General features: G+C 49.9%; 17 protein-coding genes and 2 rRNA genes (1 of these 19 cut by a window edge). 13 read left to right on the top strand and 6 right to left on the bottom strand.

Translation table 11 applies throughout. The features are described 5' to 3' along the window. The first annotated feature begins 95 nt into the window (after positions 1–95). The 8 genes from ACJJI7_RS09745 (at position 96) to ACJJI7_RS09710 (ending at position 7649) form a co-directional block, all read left to right on the top strand. A complete protein-coding gene (locus ACJJI7_RS09745) occupies positions 96–1478 on the top strand; it encodes an MATE family efflux transporter (RefSeq protein ID WP_020411860.1) in 1383 nt (460 codons plus the stop codon). Between the two features lie 233 nt (positions 1479–1711). After that, a complete protein-coding gene (locus tag ACJJI7_RS09740) occupies positions 1712–2395 on the top strand; it encodes a hypothetical protein (protein ID WP_282951690.1) in 684 nt (227 codons plus the stop codon). 3 nt (positions 2396–2398) lie between these two features. Beyond that, entirely contained in the window at positions 2399–2581 is a 183-nt protein-coding gene (locus ACJJI7_RS09735; protein WP_282951691.1) for a hypothetical protein, read from the top strand. A gap of 105 nt (positions 2582–2686) precedes the next feature. Beyond that, positions 2687–2833, top strand: a complete 147-nt coding sequence (locus tag ACJJI7_RS09730; protein WP_282951692.1) for a hypothetical protein — start codon at positions 2687–2689, stop codon at positions 2831–2833. A 563-nt stretch (positions 2834–3396) separates the two neighbouring features. Next, positions 3397–4743: a YHYH protein gene (locus ACJJI7_RS09725; RefSeq protein WP_282951694.1), complete on the top strand. Its 1347-nt coding sequence runs from the start codon at positions 3397–3399 to the stop codon at positions 4741–4743. Between the two features lie 30 nt (positions 4744–4773). Beyond that, on the top strand, positions 4774–5331 hold the full coding sequence (locus ACJJI7_RS09720; protein WP_282951695.1) for a hypothetical protein: 558 nt from the start codon (positions 4774–4776) through the stop codon (positions 5329–5331). A gap of 183 nt (positions 5332–5514) precedes the next feature. Further along, on the top strand, positions 5515–6972 hold the full coding sequence (locus ACJJI7_RS09715; protein ID WP_282951696.1) for an ATP-binding protein: 1458 nt from the start codon (positions 5515–5517) through the stop codon (positions 6970–6972). Positions 6973–6977: 5 nt separating this feature from the next. Beyond that, positions 6978–7649: a response regulator gene (locus tag ACJJI7_RS09710; RefSeq protein ID WP_282951697.1), complete on the top strand. Its 672-nt coding sequence runs from the start codon at positions 6978–6980 to the stop codon at positions 7647–7649. Positions 7650–7718: 69 nt separating this feature from the next. Here the strand turns inward: ACJJI7_RS09710 and ACJJI7_RS09705 are convergent, their stop codons facing one another. The 4 genes from ACJJI7_RS09705 to ACJJI7_RS09690 all read right to left on the bottom strand — a co-directional run bounded on the left by ACJJI7_RS09705 (position 7719) and on the right by ACJJI7_RS09690 (position 11943). Further along, complete coding sequence (locus tag ACJJI7_RS09705) at positions 7719–9482, bottom strand: aminopeptidase P family protein (protein WP_282951698.1); 1764 nt, start codon at positions 9480–9482, stop codon at positions 7719–7721. A gap of 478 nt (positions 9483–9960) precedes the next feature. Then, entirely contained in the window at positions 9961–10059 is a 99-nt protein-coding gene (locus ACJJI7_RS09700; protein ID WP_475717133.1) for a hypothetical protein, read from the bottom strand. A 609-nt stretch (positions 10060–10668) separates the two neighbouring features. Further along, the gene (locus tag ACJJI7_RS09695) at positions 10669–11160 is read right to left on the bottom strand and encodes a hypothetical protein (RefSeq protein ID WP_282951699.1); all 492 of its coding nucleotides are present in this window, start codon (positions 11158–11160) and stop codon (positions 10669–10671) included. 375 nt (positions 11161–11535) lie between these two features. Next, positions 11536–11943: a hypothetical protein gene (locus ACJJI7_RS09690; RefSeq protein ID WP_282951700.1), complete on the bottom strand. Its 408-nt coding sequence runs from the start codon at positions 11941–11943 to the stop codon at positions 11536–11538. Between the two features lie 361 nt (positions 11944–12304). On the opposite strand from ACJJI7_RS09690, the gene ACJJI7_RS09685 reads away from it, so the two are divergent. The 5 genes from ACJJI7_RS09685 (at position 12305) to ACJJI7_RS09665 (ending at position 17133) form a co-directional block, all read left to right on the top strand. Continuing rightward, a complete protein-coding gene (locus ACJJI7_RS09685) occupies positions 12305–13885 on the top strand; it encodes a peptide chain release factor 3 (protein ID WP_282951701.1) in 1581 nt (526 codons plus the stop codon). Positions 13886–13955: 70 nt separating this feature from the next. Then, entirely contained in the window at positions 13956–14585 is a 630-nt protein-coding gene (locus ACJJI7_RS09680) for a lysophospholipid acyltransferase family protein (RefSeq protein WP_020411846.1), read from the top strand. After that, a complete protein-coding gene (locus ACJJI7_RS09675; protein ID WP_282951703.1) occupies positions 14572–15339 on the top strand; it encodes a TSUP family transporter in 768 nt (255 codons plus the stop codon). Before ACJJI7_RS09680 ends, ACJJI7_RS09675 begins: the two co-directional genes overlap by 14 nt. 4 nt (positions 15340–15343) lie before the next feature. Then, positions 15344–15694, top strand: coding sequence for a hypothetical protein (locus ACJJI7_RS09670; RefSeq protein WP_282951704.1), 351 nt, complete (start codon positions 15344–15346; stop codon positions 15692–15694). 29 nt (positions 15695–15723) lie between these two features. Continuing rightward, positions 15724–17133, top strand: coding sequence for a M20/M25/M40 family metallo-hydrolase (locus ACJJI7_RS09665; protein ID WP_444902261.1), 1410 nt, complete (start codon positions 15724–15726; stop codon positions 17131–17133). Positions 17134–18057: 924 nt separating this feature from the next. Here ACJJI7_RS09665 and rrf read toward each other — a convergent pair. Beyond that, positions 18058–18173: ribosomal RNA gene (gene rrf, locus ACJJI7_RS09660) — 5S ribosomal RNA — on the bottom strand. 199 nt (positions 18174–18372) lie between these two features. Continuing rightward, positions 18373–19789 (bottom strand): 23S ribosomal RNA (locus ACJJI7_RS09655) (it continues 1461 nt past the right edge of the window).

Genomic DNA, 19789 nt, shown 5'->3' with positions numbered 1-19789 from the left:
GGGGGCGCCCTGCCAAACAGCGTCACCACCCATCAGTTTTTGCGGCAGCATCACCGAGGTTCCCACTGATCCGACCGCGTAAAAAGAGTTATTGAATGACGCTATCGAACAGCAGCCCATCACTCCTCGAAGGCTCGGTACCCGCTCACCTGCAGAGGCTGGCCCTTCCTATGGTATGGGGCATTCTCGCCGTAATGTCCTTCAATATTGTGGACACTTTCTTTGTCTCCCAATTGGGCAGTGCGCCACTGGCGGCCATGAGTTTTACCTTTCCCGTAGTGATGGTAATCAACAGCTTTGCTATCGGCCTGGGCGCCGGCACCTCATCGGCAGTCGCCCGTGCCTTTGGTGCCGGAGAAGTACAGGATGTACGCAGACTGGTTACCGATACTTCGATTTTGGCGTTACTGATCTCCCTGGTAATCTCAGTTGCCGGCCTGCTCACGATCCGACCACTATTCTCACTGCTTGGTGCGAGCCCTGAGCTACTGCCACTCATTGCCGACTATATGGTGCCCTGGTACCTCGGCACTATCTTCGTGATTGTCCCCACGATCGCCATGTCCGCCCTACGCGCCATCGGCAACAGCGCCTTGACCGGGCGTATTATGGTGGGTGTGGCCCTGTTTAACCTTATTCTCGATCCCATCCTGATCTTTGGGCTGTTTGGCTTCCCCCGCCTGGAATTACAGGGTGCGGCAATCGCGACGGTCATCGTGCGCGCACTGAGTTTCTTTGCAGCTCTTTATTTCCTGATTCGCCGCGAACACTTGATGGCCCCACCCCAATGGCACCTGGGCACCCTAATTGAATCCTGGCGCAAGATACTGGCCGTAGGACTGCCGGCGATACTGACCAATGTGATCATCCCCATGTCTGGCGGTGTCGTTGTAGCACTGGTTGCTGTGCATGGTGATGATGCCGTTGCCGGTCTGGGGGTAGCGATGCGTATTGAGCCGATGGCTCTGATTATCTTCTATGCGCTTTCAGCGGTAGTTGGTCCTTTTATGGGACAGAATGCTGGAGCTGGAAAAATCGATCGGCTGCGGGAAACTGTCAGCGTACTGGCACGTTTCTGCCTCATACTGGGCAGTAGCCTGGCAGTACTTTTGTATTTTATTGGCGAACCTATCGCGCGCCTGTTTAGTGAGTCCCCAGAAGTTATCGCCGTGGCAGTCGCCTACCTCACCCTGGTGCCCATCAGTTATGCCGGTTACGGCTTTGTAATGTCAGCCAATGCCGCCTTTAACGGCCTTGGACGCCCCCTGCCCGCTACCATGATTTCCTTCTTGAGGGTGCTCGGTATCTACCTGCCCCTGGCTTGGCTGGGAAATCAGCTATGGGGAATGACCGGTTTGTTTGTTGCGACAGCCACATCCAATATCCTCCTGGGTATCCTTTCATGGTGGTGGCTACGCCACGATACCCGACAGCGTACGGCCGAAGTAGCCACCCCGGAGCAGCTGCCAGCCAGCTAAACAGCAGCCCCGGGCACACCGGGGCTTACTCCCCACCTCAGGCACTCCACTCACTCAAACGTCAGTACCAGTCAAGGAAGCGACCGCCACTTTTCTCTTCATGCACATTACTTCCACTTTTCCTCGATCGCTTCAGACACCACCGGCAAGCCTCACCTCAAATCCGGCATTTCCGGTGAAGGATCACTTAGAAATCGACCAATTCCCAACATGGTCGGTGACCTATGGAAGCAATGGAATACCCCCGCTCAAAGCAGCGCCTGCTGCCTGAGAAAATCCTGTTAATCATATTCATTGGCTTGTTAGGCGGATGCGATCGGGATAACCCAACCCCAGAAAGCTCTGACTCGAGTGAGAATTTAAGTAACTTCACTGAAAACTTGGATAATTCCCCCTGGATAATAAATATCGACAATAAACGCGCGCCCTATATTTACGAAGCCAACAGTCATGAACAGGTTCTGGTGAATGTACAGAGTGTCGATTCGGTTACGGTGAGTGGAAAAGATTATTCGAGTGTAACGGCCCCCGGTATCCCCGACTATGAAACCGAAATTACTGAAGACCTGTACGAATGGCTCCTAAGTCGACCCAGGGTGGATACCGGTTTCGTCAGCGGCAATCCACTCCTACAGGTTGGCGATCTCATCAGATTTGGCCAGGACATCGGCTATCGCAGTAACTCTTCCTGTGGCGTGAATGCTGGCTATGATTACTGGCCATCAGACCCGGTCTGCCCGGAAAATATCTCCCACGAAGGGTATTTTCCGCTGGTGCCGGAAGAGTCTGGGGAGGCGAGTGAAACTGGCCTGGGTGTCCAAGGGTACTGGGTTAACGGTGCCTCTATCGATCAGTGGAGCGACGGCCAGGTTTTGGATGGAACCTTGCACACTCTGGCGCCAGTGGCAGAAATGTAGGATGTGGATATTTGCGGCGGGCACGCCGCACGTGGCGATTACCACCACCATTCCTATAGCGACTGCCTTGCAGAGCTTGTAGCCGACATAGGTAACATCCACCCACCCATTTACGGCTCTACTGCCGACGGCTATGCAGTTTATGAGCCCTCGGAAGAAGATGGTGTGCTGACCAAAAGTAGCTGAGCTATCCGAAAATTACGACGATCCAACTCAATCAGCGGGTGTGGTTCTCCCGGATAGAGGAACTGCCGGCTGGTCGACGAATACGACCTGGCACGGGGTTATGAAGTGCTGAATAAGCCTGGTCCCAGTACCAGCGATACTTTTACCGCTCTGTCCGGCAATATCTTCAAAACTTCTGCCGGCTTCTTTTATAGGGATTACTACTGGGACCCGCATCTAACCGCACAAAGCGGCGCTTATCTGGACCAATAGAATGGGCACAGTAATAGAGAGCGTGGCTACCATTACCACCTGACCGTGACCCTGAGTGACAACACGCAGTTAATTCCAGCCTTCCCCTATACCCTTGGCCCACGCTTCTTCGGCAAGCTGGACGATCAAGCCCTGGTAAATGTCTGCTCCGATGAAGTCGGCGGCGGGCTGCCACCCAGACCACCTCCACGCCCCTGATTCCCTCCGTGACTCGACGGGACTCCAGCGCACAGGCTGTGTGCCGGAACTCTGTCCATAAAAATATTGGGCTTTGCAAAAATTAACACCATTACCCCAGGCGCACTGTACACAATGCCCGGCGATAAATAATCATAGGTACAGGAGGAATTTGCTCTCTCTAAAAAATGACTGAATTACTTAGCGGCAAAGACATAGGACAGCTTTTCAGTTTAGGTTGTCGGGGGGAATTTCCAGTTTAGAAACCGCTTCTCAGTATAATTCTTGTACTGCATCCAGTATCAAAATGCACAGCAAGCATCCATATTTTGTCCACTTTTCTCGGGTAGTTTCAAAGTACTTATCCTTTGATGCCTCGGTGGATTATGAAAATAAAAGCACTCTTAAATCACGACGGGTACTCGCTACTGTCCTATGCCCTCTCCCTCACATTACTCGCTGGTGTACTGCATGGCTGTGGAGGTGGTGGAAACTCCTCCTCTGAAACAGAAACAAGCAGTGATGTGAGCAGCAATGGCAGTGATGGCGATAGTGACTCTGGGGATAACAGCAGCGATGATGGCAGCTCGGGGGATGCCGGTGTTTGGATCATCAACACCACCGATGAGCGCGCTCCTTACATCTATGAGAATAACAGTAATGAACAGGTTCTGGTAAACGTACAAAGTGTCGAGTCAGTAACGGTGAGTGGCAGAGACTATACACGGGTAACTGCTACAGGCATCCCCGACTACGAAATTCTTATCACTGACAATATCCTCAACGCGCTTCTCAGCCGCCCCAAAGTCAGCACAGACTTCCTCAGTGGCAGCCCTACAGTGCAGCCAGGGGATATTATCAGTTTTGGTCAGGATATTGGTTACCGCAGTAATTCCTCTTGCGGCGCTGAAGCTGGATATGGTTTTTGGCCACCGGGGCCCGTTTGCCCAGAAAACGTTTCCCATGAAGGCTATATTCCCAAAACGCCAGAAGCTGCTACCGAGGATTGCGAGACCGGCCTCGGCGTCCAGGGCTACTGGGTGAACGGCACGTCAATTTACCAATGGAGTGATGGCCAGTCGGTTAACAACACCTGGCACACTCTCGCACCTTTCGCAGAGGTCTACGATGTGGATGTCTGTGGAGGCCATTCCGCCAATGGCGACTACCACCATCACTTCTACAGCAACTGCCTCGCTGACCTGGTGGGTGATGTGGGTAATAGCCACTCACCAATCTACGGCTACACTGCCGATGGCTATGCCATTCACGGCCCCTGGGAAGACGACGGCCAACTGGCACTGAGTAGTTGGGCGGTGCGCAACTATAACGATCCCAACTCGAAAACCGGCTGTGGCGATGCCGGAGAGCGGAGCTGTCTCTTGGTAGATGAATACAACATCAACCAGGGGACCCAAACCACCAATAATACCGGTCCCACTACCAGCGGCAGCTATACCTCTCTATCGGGTAATGAATTCGATACAACCTCTGGTTTCTTTTACGAAGATTACTACTGGGATTCCGAATTAACCGCTCTGGGCGGAGCCTACCTTGATCAGTACAACGGGCACAGCGATAGCGAGCGCGGCTATCACTACCACCTAACGGTTACGCTCAGTGATGATGCCCAGCTGATACCGGCATTCCCATTTACTTTTGGGCCGCGCTTTTACGGAAAACTGGACGACCAAACTATCGTGAATCGATGCTCCACTACTTTCGGTCGTTAAAGTTTAATCATACTTGGAAGCGAGCAGCTTATGAAATTACACAAGTATTTAATTGCCGGGTTCCTGGTATATGCAGTGATCGGCACCCTCACAGTGATAGCCCAAGCCAATCCGCATACAGGACACGGTGGTGATCAGCACCCCATTGTGGAAATACCAATGCATATTGCCACACCGAGAATTGAGCTGAACATCAGCCGGGATACGATGTCCGGATTCAATTTACACATCGACTTTGACCGCTTCGAACTCGAATCACCTCGCGATGCCAGTGATACCCCACAAAGATTTCTTGAGGGCCACGCACATCTTTATATTAATGGCAAAAAAGTACAGCGCCTCTATGCCGCCGATGTGCACCTGCCAGAAAAGCTATTACGGCCCGGATTTAACCAAATCACTGTAACCCTAAATGCACACGATCACAGCACCTGGAGCCGTGGAGGTAAACGGATACTGGCAACCCTCTTTATACAGTGCGACCGGGAAAACTTTGTCTTACACCGGTTTTCCACTTCGCCAATTTCTCTCGGAGCTTCCGTTAAAAATCAGGCTCCAACACTGGGAGCCACCCTTGCAAATAATTGAGCTTTTGTTCTGCACAGCAAAAGCTACTCACCCGCCATGGGAAAGAAAATCATCTGCGTATTTACTGCATAATTACTGTACGTGTACGCTTGTGTTACAACCGACCAGCACAGGCATGACCCAGGATCAACGGAACGGGAGGATTCGCCGCGTTTACAGCCTGAAGGACGAACCGGATACGATATGTCGTTAAATATTCGCTACAAACTCAGCTTGGCATTTTTACTGACCACCGCAATTACCGTCGGTGGTATGTTTGTATTTTTCCAGTGGAGTTTTAGCCACGGTTTTCTCGCCTACATGCGTGCACAGGAACTACGCGATGTTGAAGACCTTGTTCAAGCGCTGGAAGACTTTTATGCACATAAAGGGAGCTGGCAGTCCCTGGAAGGCAACGGCCATGAATGGCTGGACCTACACCATCAAACCATCTTTCGCCAACTGGGACAATTACCACCACCGCCCCCTGGCGGCCCCGGCAGGCCTCCAAGGGGCATGGGTCCAGAAGGTGGCAGACCAGGAATGCCTCCACCCGCTGGTGACCGTCTCGGCCCACGCCTAAGCCTGCTCGATAGCGAAAAGCGCCTGGTGATTGGACGCCCCGCACCAGCAGAGAAATTGCTCTACCAACCCTTGACCGTTGAAGGCAAGACAGTGGGGTTTCTCACTATCAACCCACCGGCATCCCTGTCCAATAATTATGAGCAGGGCTTTATACGGGAACAGTCACGTACTTTTGCACTGATCTCTATTGTCACCTTCATCCTGGCCCTTGGTATCGCCCTGCCCCTGGCCTGGCAGCTGGTTCGCCCCATCCGCCGCCTAGCTGAAGCTACCCATCGCCTTACCTCCGGCAATTACAAAACCCGTATCGATATTGAACGCAGCGATGAGCTGGGCCAGCTAAGTGCGGATTTCAACCGGCTGGCTGCAACCCTTGAGGCCAATGAGCACGCACGCAATCGCTGGATGGCAGATATATCCCATGAATTGCGCACTCCACTGGCAGTGTTGAAGGGACAAATTGAGGCGTTACAGGATGGTGTACGCACCGCTTCCCCAAAAAACCTCGATATACTCCATGATAAAATTCACCAGTTAAATCGCCTGATCAACGACCTCTACGAACTCTCCCTATCTGACGTGGGAGCTCTTAGTTATTGCAAAACCGATATTCCCCTAGCTCCATTACTAAATGATATCGTCGATGATTTTCGCAGTGCCTTTGCGCAGAAAAATATAGCCTTGAAATTGACCAATAAACTAAGTGCAGACAGGCTCATCTATGCCGATGCGGCGCGCCTACAGCAGCTATTCGGCAACCTGCTCACTAACAGTTTGCGCTATACCGATAGTGGCGGCCAATTACGAGTTTCAGCCCGTGCCAAAGCACAAACCGTTATCCTCACTTTCGAGGATTCAGCCCCTGGAGTCACCAATGGGGATATACCCCACCTTTTCGACCGCCTATACCGTACTGAAAGTTCACGTAGCCGCGAGACCGGTGGGGCTGGCCTGGGTTTGTCAATCTGTCAAAATATTGTCAAAGCCCATGAGGGCAGTATCTCAGCCACCTCTTCGCGCTTAGGAGGCCTGGAAATCAGTATTTTTCTCCCCCTTATTCAGCGGATCAAATGGTAGGAATAATGACCGCAAAAATCCTTATAGTTGAAGATGAAACCGAGCTGGCCAACCTGCTGCTGGACTATTTACGCGCAGCTGAATATCAAGCCGATATCCTTTCTGATGGCAATCAGGTTGTGCCCTATGTGAAGTCCCAATCGCCAGATTTAATTTTGCTGGACCTGATGCTCCCCGGAAAAGGCGGACTGGAAATCTGCGAGGAAATCCGTCGCACCAGTAATGTACCGATTATTATGATGACCGCCAGAATAGAGGAAGCAGACCGCCTGCGAGGGCTGGAAATTGGTGCGGACGATTATGTGTGCAAGCCGTACAGTCCCAGGGAGCTGGTAGCAAGGGTAAAGGCGGTATTACGTCGTACCACTGCCACCGGGCAACCAGACCTGGGCACGATACAACTGGAACCCAAAACCAGGCAGCTGCGTATTGGCGGCCGCGATGTTGGTTTGACCTCCCTGGAGTTTCACTTGTTTGAGCTGCTCTACAGTGAACCCGGCCGCATTTTTTCCCGAGAGCAAATCATGGATCGCATCTATTCAGATTACCGGGTAATCAGCGACCGCACTATCGACAGCCATATCAAAAAAGTACGCAAGAAAATAACCGCTGTACTACCAGACACAGAGCTTATTCAATCGGTGTATGGGGCGGGATATAAATTCGAGATGCAATAATAGCCTTGTTATTCACAGGCAAATTTTGGTGCTTATAACAACTGCTGGGGGCAAGCCCCAGCTAAAAAATTACAGGGCTTCGGTCGCCTTTTGCAGCCACTCGGCAGTCTTCTCATTGACCAGCGGCGTAATAGTATCGCGTACGCGCTGGTGATAGCGATTGAGCCAGTCCAACTCCTTTTTTGTCAGCAGCTCCACATCAATTAAACGGTGATCGATCGGCGCCAATGTCAGCTCCTCAAACTCCAGAAAACCGATGTAATCCGCACTCTCTTTAACGAAAACCAGATTTTCTATTCGAATTCCATATTGGCCGGTAAGGTAAAAGCCGGGCTCATTGGAAAGAATCATGCCTAGCTGCAATGCCACACCAGTGGCTACCTTGCCAATTCTCTGTGGTCCTTCATGCACACTTAAGAAACTGCCAACCCCATGGCCTGTACCATGAGCATAATCCAGACCCGCCTCCCACAGTGAGCGCCTTGCGATAGCATCTATCTGCTCTCCGCAGGTGCCTAGTGGGAAGCGCAGGGTGGCTATTGCAATGTGGCCCTTCAGTACTCTGGTAAAGTGCTCCTTTGCAGGTGCCGGAAATTTCCCCAGGGCCACTGTGCGAGTGACATCGGTAGTGCCATCCGGGTATTGAGCCCCGGAATCACACAGGTAAATGCTTTCCGCTTTCATCGCCAAGCTGGATTGATCACTCACCCGGTAGTGCACAATGGCACCGTTGGGTCCGTAGCCCGAGATAGTTTCAAAACTATTTCCGCGGAAACCCTCGCGCTCCTCGCGCTTGCTATACAGCAGTTGCACCGCCGACAGTTCGTCAAGGCCATTTTGAACCGCACTGGGTAACTCGCACAGAAACTCACACAGTGCCGCGCCATCGCGCTCATGGGCGGCCCTGGAGCCGGCCAGCTCCACAGAATTTTTACAAGCCTTCGCCTCAATCACGGGATCGCGCTCAAGTAGCAACTGTAAATCCAGTTCGCGCAGCTGCTGCAGGGTCCAGCAATTGCTTATTGAGGCATCTACCCAGATCTTATTGGCATGGCGACGGCGCAAGTCTTCGAATAACTGCCCTTTTTCTGACACCAGTATCACTTCGTGATCCAGATGCTCCAGCACCCCTTCACCAATAGCCTGCTCGGCCAGGTACAGTGTGGCACTGCCATCCTGGTACAACACCGCATTAGCCAGGGCAACGGGGAGGTGGGGAATATCATCACCGCGGATATTAAAAAGCCAAGCGCAGCTTTCGGGGTTGGGCAGCCAAAGGGCATCTACACGTTTTTCCGCCAGTAATCCAGCAATACGCTGGCGCTTTTCTCTAGAGTGCTCCCCGGTAAATACCAATGGATGTGGACGCGCGGCTCCACAGGGAGGGTGGGGCCGATCCCGCCAAACCGCATCTATTGGATTTTGTTCCAGTGGCCGGAGGGAGATATCCCTCTCGGCGAGACGCTTTTTCAGCAGTGCCAGTCCAGGTTCGGTATGTAAACGTGGGTCAAAGCCAAGCGACTGTCCTTCACGTAATTGATCGCAAACCCAAGCAGCAATAGCCTGACCATCAAGGTTTTCCAACTCAATGGGTTGATCCCCTATCTGCTGCTCTCCCTGCAATGTATAACGCCCATCGACAAACAGCGCTGCTTCCCTCTGACTGATTACTGCCATGCCGGCGGACCCGGTAAACCCAGTTATCCAGGACAGTCGTTCATCGGCGGCGGGTACATACTCATTCTGATATTCATCAGCGCGGGGAACCAGGAAGGCCTCCACCCCCTGCCGCTTGAGCTCACCACGCAACGCCTGCAACCTGTCCTGACTCATAGATCCCCCTTAACTTAAGAGAACTGCAAACCCGTTCACCAGCCTTGACTGGTCCCACTGTGCAATCCGCCCAACATTGATTTGGCTGAAAGGCCAACTTTATTCGAAAGATGTCCAGAAGCGCCAGCCCTGACAGCAACTCAGCCCATTGGAGCTTGGTCTTCGCTGATCAAGCTCACATATTGCCTAATTCGCAGTATACCCCACCCTCTAAACAGTACCGGCGCATACAAAACCAACCTCAGCCACAAGAAAATCTGTATATAGGCATGTTCACAAATCGACTTGTTGTTAACCGTGAAAATGTATACATACTGAGCACTGTCGGACACTTGGCAGAATACAGTGGCTGAGATGGCACAAAGAATATGAAGTGGAACACTACCTGATTTAAATATTAATTTTCTAAGGGTAAAATTTCTGCAAGCCACTCAAGTTGCCACCCTCAGCAAATCCCACTCCTAAGGTACAGCTTCCACTAACTACTCAAGTCATCACCCTTGGCAAGTCCCCACCTAATGGTATAGGCAGGAGATATATAAGCCTCCTGTATCTTCCATTTCTTTTGAGGGCCTATAGCCCCCAGATAAAGGGTTCCCTAGCCAGACTTTAAATTGAGTCTTTCGATCTTTTGTATAGTTTCCCCTCACCTGGCAATTACGACCCAATAATGGACTTTCTGACCTGCCGAAAATCTACCTACGAATCACCGGTGATGTATGGGCGATAATGGTAACTTCGGCGATCACATCACCTAATGATACGCAATATTATCAACGATATTTTCTTCGGACACGCAACGGTTAATCCCGTTTACGACTCCGTGTAGCAAGCAGGTGAACTCACACACAACAGCCAGGGATTTGCCTTTGTGTAGAGCAAAATGTCTAGATATTAAGAAACAGAAAAAATATGATTAAAGGATATTGGTCAACCAAGGATTTATACCAGCACTACCGCTGCTCAAGCCGTACATTTTTTAGATGGATAAAACGAGACACAAACCCTTTTCCATAGCCACACATCAAAGCATCTGACAGTCACAAACATTGGGCTATCGATGATATTGAAAAGTGGGAGTCTCAAGTTTCACATCCAGAAGCAGCTTAAGACCAATACTTCCCCACCCGAAGAGAAAAGCTTGTATTTTATCGGGCGGGAAGGATATCAACCCGAAAAGAGCACCTTATATTAACTTATTCGATTGAATTATCCCATTTGGTAATGGCTGATTGCCATGTCGGTCACCAAATACAGCTTTAACTCCACCTTTTGGCGCATGACTGGGAAGCTCCAATTTTAATTGTCTTAGTAGCACACCACCGTGCTGTTCTGGTTTCATCGCTTGATTTCCAACTCCGCTCACCCAAAGCCCTCCAAATGCTTGTCGTGGCGAACCCGGAATTATTTTGTTGCCAACATAATGTACGTCCACGTATACCTTTCGAGCGGTACCATTAAATATAATTGCATTTTTAAAAACAAAAACATAAGTATTTGGATAAGTCACAGCAGATGAACGAACCAAACACTCCAAATCGGTATAGGTAAGACCATTATTGGCCCACAGTTCAATTTTATTTATTAAAGTATAAGTTGCCCCAGAACTATAACAACTATTACACATCATCATTCTCCTTACATAACCGTCGCAAATAAATTTATCTACTAAGTTCAAGTAAAAAATCTGACTTGGGATTATTTGTCGGCACTAAGGGGTAAGTTGTTACGCTTCGAACTTCATTATTTATCACACACAATTACACGGCGTCTTTTATTGCATTTCTCAATAAATCTATCTCCATTGCCCATAATCAATTAATAGAAAATAATTATTTCTTCTGCGTTAAAATTGAGCGGGTATTACATTTTGTGTATCTCTAAAGGATTTTCGATATCGAAGGCAAAAAGATTTTAAATGGATATTAGTCGATCAAAGGTGATGAGCAGTGGGAGGTTCAAATTTTACGCCTAAAAAATACACAGTTGTTTTCCAGTCCATCCTTAGCGATGGCAGGCACCTCATCGCCTTCGCTAAGGATTACTTACTTATTTAGGCGTCGATGTTGAATCTTATTTTGTATTCCCCAGTAAACACATTTTGAACCAATACATCTGAACTGCACTTAGATGAAGGGGTTGCTCCTATTGAAAATTGATAGTAGCCATTCATCTGGATAACTGACCAATTGAACCTACATGATTGATAGGTTAATACCCCAGCATCCGCCACACTATTAGTGATAGAGGTGTGGAAAGTCGAATTGTTTGCAACTGCTGGGCTTGGAAATAATGGAGAAATAATCCCGGTTGAATTTGTTCCATTAATGAGCACATTATCAGAAGAAGTGTTATTTTTGAGTTCTATGCTTGTTGATAATGTAGATGCCAGTGCCGGTACAGAGTGCGCTACTGATACAAGTAATGCTGCTGTTAGAAAAAATTTTCGTTTAACTTCCATTTCAGTGCTCCTTGAAAATGACGTGTGAAGACTTTCAGCAAGTCCATAGTCATTTCAACCCAGCCTGTCATCAAATGTCAATATTGTCACATCAATACAAAACATGGACCGCGAAAACTAATCAGTGAAGCTAACCCAGGAACGTTGGAAAGAGTCAACTCCAGCAACAGTAAATGTATACAGCCAAGAGCCTACCCTGCCACCCTATTAGCATCGACCAGCCTGACCGGATAGTATTCATTGGTCACCAGCCAAGAGCAAAACCAAAGGCCAATTTGATATAATGCGTCCTTTCGGATTCGGCCTTGGAGTATATTTCTATATGTGTACACAGGGCGTACACAGATAAGGTTAAATCTAAGTGAACCAAGATTTTTCTCAACGATTTCAAAGACGTAGAACTTTCGCCATCATTTCCCACCCGGATGCCGGTAAAACAACCGTGACCGAAAAGTTACTTTTGTTCGGAAACGCAATCCAGATGGCAGGCTCTGTCAAAGGTAAGAAGGGGCCCCATGCGCGCTCTGACTGGATGACCATGGAACAAGAAAGGGGCATCTCTGTCACCTCATCGGTCATGCAGTTTCCCTACAAAGAGCGCACGGTTAACCTGCTCGATACTCCTGGACACGAGGACTTCTCCGAGGATACTTACCGGGTACTCACCGCAGTGGACTCGGCACTGATGGTGATCGATGGGGCCAAGGGGGTCGAAGACCGTACAATAAAACTAATGAATGTGTGCCGCCTGCGTACCACTCCCATTCTATCTTTTATCAACAAACTCGATCGGGACATTCGAGACCCCATCGAAGTGATGGATGAAATTGAGGAGGTCCTCAACATCCAGGCCGCTCCTATCAATTGGCCGCTCAGTTCCGGCAAAAGCTTTAAAGGGGTTTACAACCTCTACACCGATACGATTCACGTATTTACCCAAGGCCAAGGCCACACCATCCCGGATGATATCCAGATTAAGGGACTTGATTCAGCAGAGGCTGACGAATTGCTCGGGGAGTACGCAGAGGATATCCGCGAGGAGATCGAGCTGGTGCGCGGTGCCACCCATGAGTTCAATCTGGAAGCTTACCTAGCGGGCGAACTTACCCCAGTATTTTTTGGTACTGCCCTTGGTAACTTTGGCGTTCGTGAAATGCTCGATGGGTTTGTGGAGTGGGCTCCGGGTCCCCAGTCCCGCGCTACCCAAGAGCGCCAGGTTGAACCGAGCGAAGAAAAGTTTTCCGGTTTTGTGTTTAAGATCCAGGCCAACATGGACCCCAAACACCGGGATCGTATCGCCTTTATGCGCGTTTGTTCCGGTACCTACTCCCGCGGAATGAAAATGAAGCATGTGCGCATTGGCAAGGATGTAAAAATTGCCGACGCCGTGACGTTTATGGCCGGCGACCGCACCCATGTAGAAGAGGCCATTGCCGGTGACATTATCGGCTTACACAACCACGGTACTATCCAGATTGGCGATACATTTACCGAAGGTGAGGCTCTTAAATTTACTGGTATCCCCAATTTTGCTCCAGAGTTGTTCCGCCGGATTCGCCTCAAAGATCCGTTGAAACTGAAACAGTTACAAAAAGGTTTACAACAGCTTTCTGAAGAAGGCTCTACCCAGGTATTTTTCCCGCTGGATAACAACGACATTATTGTCGGTGCCGTTGGTGTATTGCAGTTTGAAGTGGTTGCCTATCGCCTTAAGGACGAATACAAAGTAGAAGCCATTTACGAAAATGTAAATGTGAATACAGCCCGTTGGGTGGAAAGTGAAATCGTCAAAGAACTGGAGAACTTCAAACGCAAAGCAAGTACCAATCTCGCCATTGACGGTAGCGGCCACCTAACCTATCTGGCACCAACCCGAGTGAATTTGCAGTTGGCAGAGGAGCGTTATCCGGATATTCGCTTCTACGCTACCCGTGAGCATTAATTTATGCGGGCTTTTCCTGAGACCATTTGCCAGTTCCAGGGCGTTTAAGCAGTAGACTGAGAGATCCATAATGAGTCAGCAGAAAGAATTACCGGCAGAGATACCCCGCCTTGGCAACAGCGTCACCGCTGCTATTGGCAGGCTGCTGATCAGGCTGATGGGCTGGCGCCTGGAGGGCACCTTCCCCCCTGAGAAGAAAGTGATGGTGGCCCTGGCCCCACACACATCCAACTGGGATTTTGTCGTAGCCATGCCTTTTATCATGGCCTACAGGGTAAAAATTTCCTGGCTGATGAAACGGGAAGCTTTTTTCTTTCCCTTTAAAAATCTCTTTATGTGGCTCGGCGGTGTCCCTACCAATCGCGGCTCCGCAGGGGGTATCGCAAAACAGGTAGCCACGCAGTACCGCAATAACGAGAAAATGTGGGTCGGTATTACTCCCGAAGGAACTCGTAAGAAAGTTACCAAGTGGAAAAGTGGTTTCCTGCGAATTGCTTACGCAGCCAATGTACCAATCTTATTGGTTGCCTGGGATTTTTCACGTAAACGCTTCTGCCTTGACTCCCTCTACCATCCCACCGGAAACCTGGACGAGGATATGAGAGAGATCCAGCACCGCTTCAGTAAATACCAGGGGTTCCACCGCAAAATGCAGACTGGCACCTTGGAGGGTAACGAATCCTCCCGTGATAGAACTTAGTAGCGATTTAACCTTAACCACACTCCTGATACTCACCGCGGTGGCCTTCACCGCGGGCTTTATCAACGCCATCTCCGGTGGTGGAGGCCTGATCACCCTGCCCACACTTTTATGGGCTGGCCTTCCCCCGCTCGATGCCCTCGGCACCAATAAATTCCAAGCGGTTTTCGGCACTCTCTCATCCAGTTTTAACTATTTTCAAAAGGGGCACTTGCAACTGAGACCCCTGTGGCCCGGCCTTGTCACAGCAATGATCGGTTCATCCATGGGGACCTGGGCTGTCACAAAGCTCGGCGTTGAAACACTGGATACATTACTGCCTTTACTGATTATCGCCATTGCTCTCTACTTCAGTTTTTCACCGAGAATTTCAGACATCGACTCCAAACCCAGAATGGACTCGAGGCTCTTTCATCTTTTTGTCGGTGGCGGGATAGGTTTTTACGGAGGTTTTTTTGGCCCCGGCATGGGAGCCTTTTATGCCTTAGCATTTGCGGCGCTACTCGGCTACAACATGCGTAAAGCTACTGCGTCGACCAAACCATTGGTTTTGGCCACAAATATCACTTCACTAGTTATATTTATACTAGGTGGCCACCTCTCTCTAATGCTGGGTATTACTATGGCTGCCGCCCAGATAATTGGTGCAAGACTTGGGTCCAACCTGGTTATCACACATGGAGCCAGGCTAATTAAGCCTGTGATTATTCTTGCCACCCTGGCTATCGCGATAAAATTACTATTGGAGCCGTAGAAAAGTGACCCTGTTTCTCACCTTGCTGCTGTCCTTCTGTGCATTCGTCATTGTAATCTGGACTTTTATGCACTTGCGTACCCCGCGTTTTCGCATGGATAGAGCCAGTTTTATTAAAGGCCTGGAAGACGCCATTACCGGTCAGGCCAGCGAGAGTGAGTGGCGTGCTTTGGTGGCGATTCCGATGCGCCATGACCCAGAGCTGGAGAAAATGCGTCTCAAGTGCCTGGAAATAGAAGAGTACGAGTCCAGTGATAGCCCACCCTATTTATTTACCGAAAGGGGACTGGAACAGCTGCGCCAAATTCGCAGCAAACTACTTATTAATACATCAGACAAACAGTCAAAATCTTGAGCCAACGAGTGTTAATCAAGGATAAACATATGTTTAAACCACTGTTATCCCTTACCGGGGGTCTTATAGCAACCATGGCGATTGGTATCGCCCAGGCAAAACCGCTGCCTCAGGAGGACCTCTCAGTTGCCGAGGTACTACGCGACCGCGCCCTGGAGTCCTCAGATGCATACAGCATCGTGGAATCATTGACAGTGGAGGTTGGGCCTCGCCGCGCAGGTACCGAGGGAGACCGGCGTGCAGTGGCCTGGGCTCAGAAAAAGATGCAAGACCTGGGTTTTGACCGGGTCTATACGGAACAGATAGACGTACCGCGCTGGGCTCGTGGCCATGCCCACGCAGAAGTTGTTTCTCCTTATCCGCAACCCCTGGTTGTCAGCTCCCTGGGCTACAGTGTTGCAACACCCGATGGCGGTCTCACCGCCGAGATTGTCGAGTTCGCCGATGTAGAGGCTTTAATTAAAGCATCGCCAAAACAGGTTAAGGGTAAAATAGCGTTTATCAACAAACGCATGGAAAAAGCCCGCACCGGTGAAGGCTATGGCCCTGCAGTTCAGGGGCGCAGTCGCGGTATGCGCGCAGCTTCAGAGAAAGGTGCAGCTGCCCTGCTCCTGCGCTCCGTCGGCACAGACTCAGACCGTTTCGCTCACACCGGTATGATGTCTATCGACGGTATTAAAAATCCGGTCCCCGCCCTGGCGCTCTCAGCACCCGATGCCAACCTGCTTGAAGCCATGCTCAAACGCGGTGCACCTGTAGAAGTTAAGCTCAATGTGAATAATGAGCGCCTTGCCGATGGCCCCTCTTTTAATGTGATTGGGGAAATTACTGGTCGCGAAAAGCCGGAAGAAGTCATGATCATTGGGGCCCATCTGGACTCCTGGGACGAAGCCACAGGTGCCCTTGACGATGGTGCTGGTGTCGCCATTGTTTTGGAGACTGCACGCCTGATTGGTGAGTTACCCGAGCGTCCACGTCGCACCCTGCGTGTAGTCCTGTTCGGTGCAGAAGAAATTGGCTTGGTCGGTGCTAAGCAATATGTCGATGCCCACCGCCATGAACTCGACAACATTATCGCCATTTCAGAATCTGACTTTGGCGCAGGAAAAGTCTGGCGCTTTGATACTAGGCTGCCGGAGAGTAAATTCGATATCGCCGACCAGATGATGCAATTATTGGCGCCGCTAGGCATTGAGCGTGGTAATAACGAATCCTATGGCGGCCCCGATAGCAGTGTTTTCGTCGCCCAGGGTGTGCCAGCCTTTGGCCTTTACCAGGATGGTACTGATTACTTCGACTACCACCATACTCCCAACGATACCCTGGACAAAATCGACCCTGAGAACCTGCGCCAAAATGTCGCTGCCTGGGTGGTGATGTCTTTCCTTGCCACCGAAATGGAAGGTGACCTCGGGCGTATTCCCACTAAATCTGAGTAATCTATAAATACTCCAGTTATTTTAAAAAGCCCCACTCAGAGGGGCTTTTTTATTTCCCTCTTATTCCACCCAACCCAAACTTTCGATCACAAAGACTTCCGTGCCACCTTTAATAAAACTGACACCTCTGTCTAAACAGGTAGTTGTTTATAACTGATGACAAGCGGATGAAGAGACGGTTACTAACAGAATCCATGGATAGACCTGTGCATAACTCCGGGATATCCACTTTCAGGCCTCTGTTTCCATAGGGGGCCTTTTAATGGATAAAAAAACACCACTGATTCTAGGGTGATTTCCACAGGTCGGCCGTTATTAACAGAATGGCTGGATAGACTTGTGTATAACTGTGGTATATCCGCTGCCAGCCTTACAGTTGTGTGACATTGCGCGAGCGCACAAAAAATCACCGGCTTTTTCGTTGGTATTTTTGTGTCACTTTTATCCCTGTCAGGCCCTTTTTTACAGCGGAGATAATTTCTTTATTGGGAAGATTTTTTCCGGGAAGACTACTAGTAGTACTGCGGTAAATTATTTGGGAATGCCCTTCCAGGGAAGATTGCAGTAAAAAATAGCTGGGCGCTCAATTTTTTTCAGGAGAGAAAGTCGCGAGGAGAACTCTTTATTTACAGTCGCGTAAACGTGTTCGACTTTTTATCGGGGTTTTTCCTGTTTAAATTTTTCAACTGGATTTTGAGGGCAAAAACCTGACTGGGTTATTCATTACTTCTCAGGATTTCTTTGTTTTTATTTTTAGCTTTTCTTTTTTAATTTTTCTTCGTTTCATCTTTGCCTTTTTTTATTTTTAACTTCTTTTTATTTTTAACTTCCAAGTTTTTGCTTTTCTTCTTTACGGCTCTTCACGGATATTTTTTTCACACATAAAAAAAGGGCCACCCATTGGGTGGCCCTTTCGGATTAGAAGCCTGACGATGACCTACTCTCACATGGGGAAGCCCCACACTACCATCGGCGATGTTGCGTTTCACTTCTGAGTTCGGCAAGGGATCAGGTGGTTCCACAACTCTATTGTCGTCAGGCAAACTGGCTTGGGTTGGCGCTGGTCTTATAAGCAATGTGCTTGGCCTGCCGCGTTATCGCTGTTTGCCTCGGTCTGTCGACCGGCGATAACCCCAAATAAGTCGGTAAAACAATCTGTAGTAATACACCGCAAGCGATTGTATGTCTCTAACTCACAATCCGCTAGCTTAGCTAGTCGTTAGTAACCATCTCTGTTGTATGGTCAAGCCGCACGGGCAATTAGTACTGGTTAGCTCAACGCCTCACAACGCTTCCACACCCAGCCTATCAACGTGGTAGTCTTCCACGGCCCTTTAGGGGAATCAAGTTCCCAGGGAGATCTTATCTTGAAGGAGGCTTCCCGCTTAGATGCTTTCAGCGGTTATCCCGTCCGAACATAGCTACCCGGCAATGCCACTGGCGTGACAACCGGAACACCAGAGGTTCGTTCACTCCGGTCCTCTCGTACTAGGAGCAACTCTTCTCAAATCTCCAACGCCCACGGCAGATAGGGACCGAACTGTCTCACGACGTTCTAAACCCAGCTCGCGTACCACTTTAAATGGCGAACAGCCATACCCTTGGGACCGGCTTCAGCCCCAGGATGTGATGAGCCGACATCGAGGTGCCAAACACCGCCGTCGATGTGAACTCTTGGGCGGTATCAGCCTGTTATCCCCGGAGTACCTTTTATCCGTTGAGCGACGACCCTTCCATACAGAATCGCCGGATCACTATGACCTACTTTCGTACCTGCTCGACATGTCTGTCTCGCAGTCAAGCGCACTTATACCATTATGCTCATTGCATGATTTCCGACCATGCTGAGTGCACCTTCGTACTCCTCCGTTACTCTTTGGGAGGAGACCGCCCCAGTCAAACTACCCACCATACACTGTCCTCGATCCGGATAACGGACCAGAGTTAGAACCTCAAACATACCAGGGTGGTATTTCAAGGACGGCTCCACAACAACTAGCGTCGCTGCTTCAAAGCCTCCCACCTATCCTACACAAATAGGCTCAAAGTTCAGTGCAAAGCTGTAGTAAAGGTTCACGGGGTCTTTCCGTCTAGCCGCGGGTACACTGCATCTTAACAGCGATTTCAATTTCACTGAGTCTCTGGTGGAGACAGCGTGGCCATCGTTACGCCATTCGTGCAGGTCGGAACTTACCCGACAAGGAATTTCGCTACCTTAGGACCGTTATAGTTACGGCCGCCGTTTACCGGGGCTTCGATCAAGAGCTTCGCCGAAGCTAACCCCATCAATTAACCTTCCGGCACCGGGCAGGCGTCACACCCTATACGTCCACTTACGTGTTTGCAGAGTGCTATGTTTTTAATAAACAGTCGCAGCCACCTGGTCACTTCGACCGGCCTCAGCTTAGGGAGCAAGTCCCATCACCAAAACCGGCGTACCTTCTCCCGAAGTTACGGTACCATTTTGCCTAGTTCCTTCACCAGAGTTCTCTCAAGCGCCTTGGTATTCTCTACCTGACCACCTGTGTCGGTTTAGAGTACGGTTCACTATTGCCTGAAGCTTAGAAGTTTTTCCTGGAAGCAGGGCATCAACCACTTCGTCTCTAAAAGAGACTCGTCATCAGTTCTCAGCCTTAGGGACCCGGATTTGCCTAAG

The organism is Microbulbifer variabilis (assembly GCF_056232115.1).
This window is presented reverse-complemented; position numbering and strand designations above follow the sequence as displayed.

Bases quoted from the DNA above. Each gene is read 5' to 3' on its own strand.
- ACJJI7_RS09705 (WP_282951698.1), bottom strand. From the start codon at position 9,482: ATGAGTCAGGACAGGTTGCAGGCGTTGCGTGGTGAGCTCAAGCGGCAG.
- ACJJI7_RS09710 (WP_282951697.1), top strand. From the start codon at position 6,978: ATGACCGCAAAAATCCTTATAGTTGAAGATGAAACCGAGCTGGCCAAC.
- ACJJI7_RS09680 (WP_020411846.1), top strand. From the start codon at position 13,956: ATGAGTCAGCAGAAAGAATTACCGGCAGAGATACCCCGCCTTGGCAAC.
- ACJJI7_RS09725 (WP_282951694.1), top strand. From the start codon at position 3,397: ATGAAAATAAAAGCACTCTTAAATCACGACGGGTACTCGCTACTGTCC.
- ACJJI7_RS09745 (WP_020411860.1), top strand. From the start codon at position 96: ATGACGCTATCGAACAGCAGCCCATCACTCCTCGAAGGCTCGGTACCC.
- ACJJI7_RS09740 (WP_282951690.1), top strand. From the start codon at position 1,712: ATGGAATACCCCCGCTCAAAGCAGCGCCTGCTGCCTGAGAAAATCCTG.
- ACJJI7_RS09720 (WP_282951695.1), top strand. From the start codon at position 4,774: ATGAAATTACACAAGTATTTAATTGCCGGGTTCCTGGTATATGCAGTG.
- ACJJI7_RS09665 (WP_444902261.1), top strand. From the start codon at position 15,724: ATGTTTAAACCACTGTTATCCCTTACCGGGGGTCTTATAGCAACCATG.
- ACJJI7_RS09690 (WP_282951700.1), bottom strand. From the start codon at position 11,943: ATGGAAGTTAAACGAAAATTTTTTCTAACAGCAGCATTACTTGTATCA.
- ACJJI7_RS09715 (WP_282951696.1), top strand. From the start codon at position 5,515: ATGTCGTTAAATATTCGCTACAAACTCAGCTTGGCATTTTTACTGACC.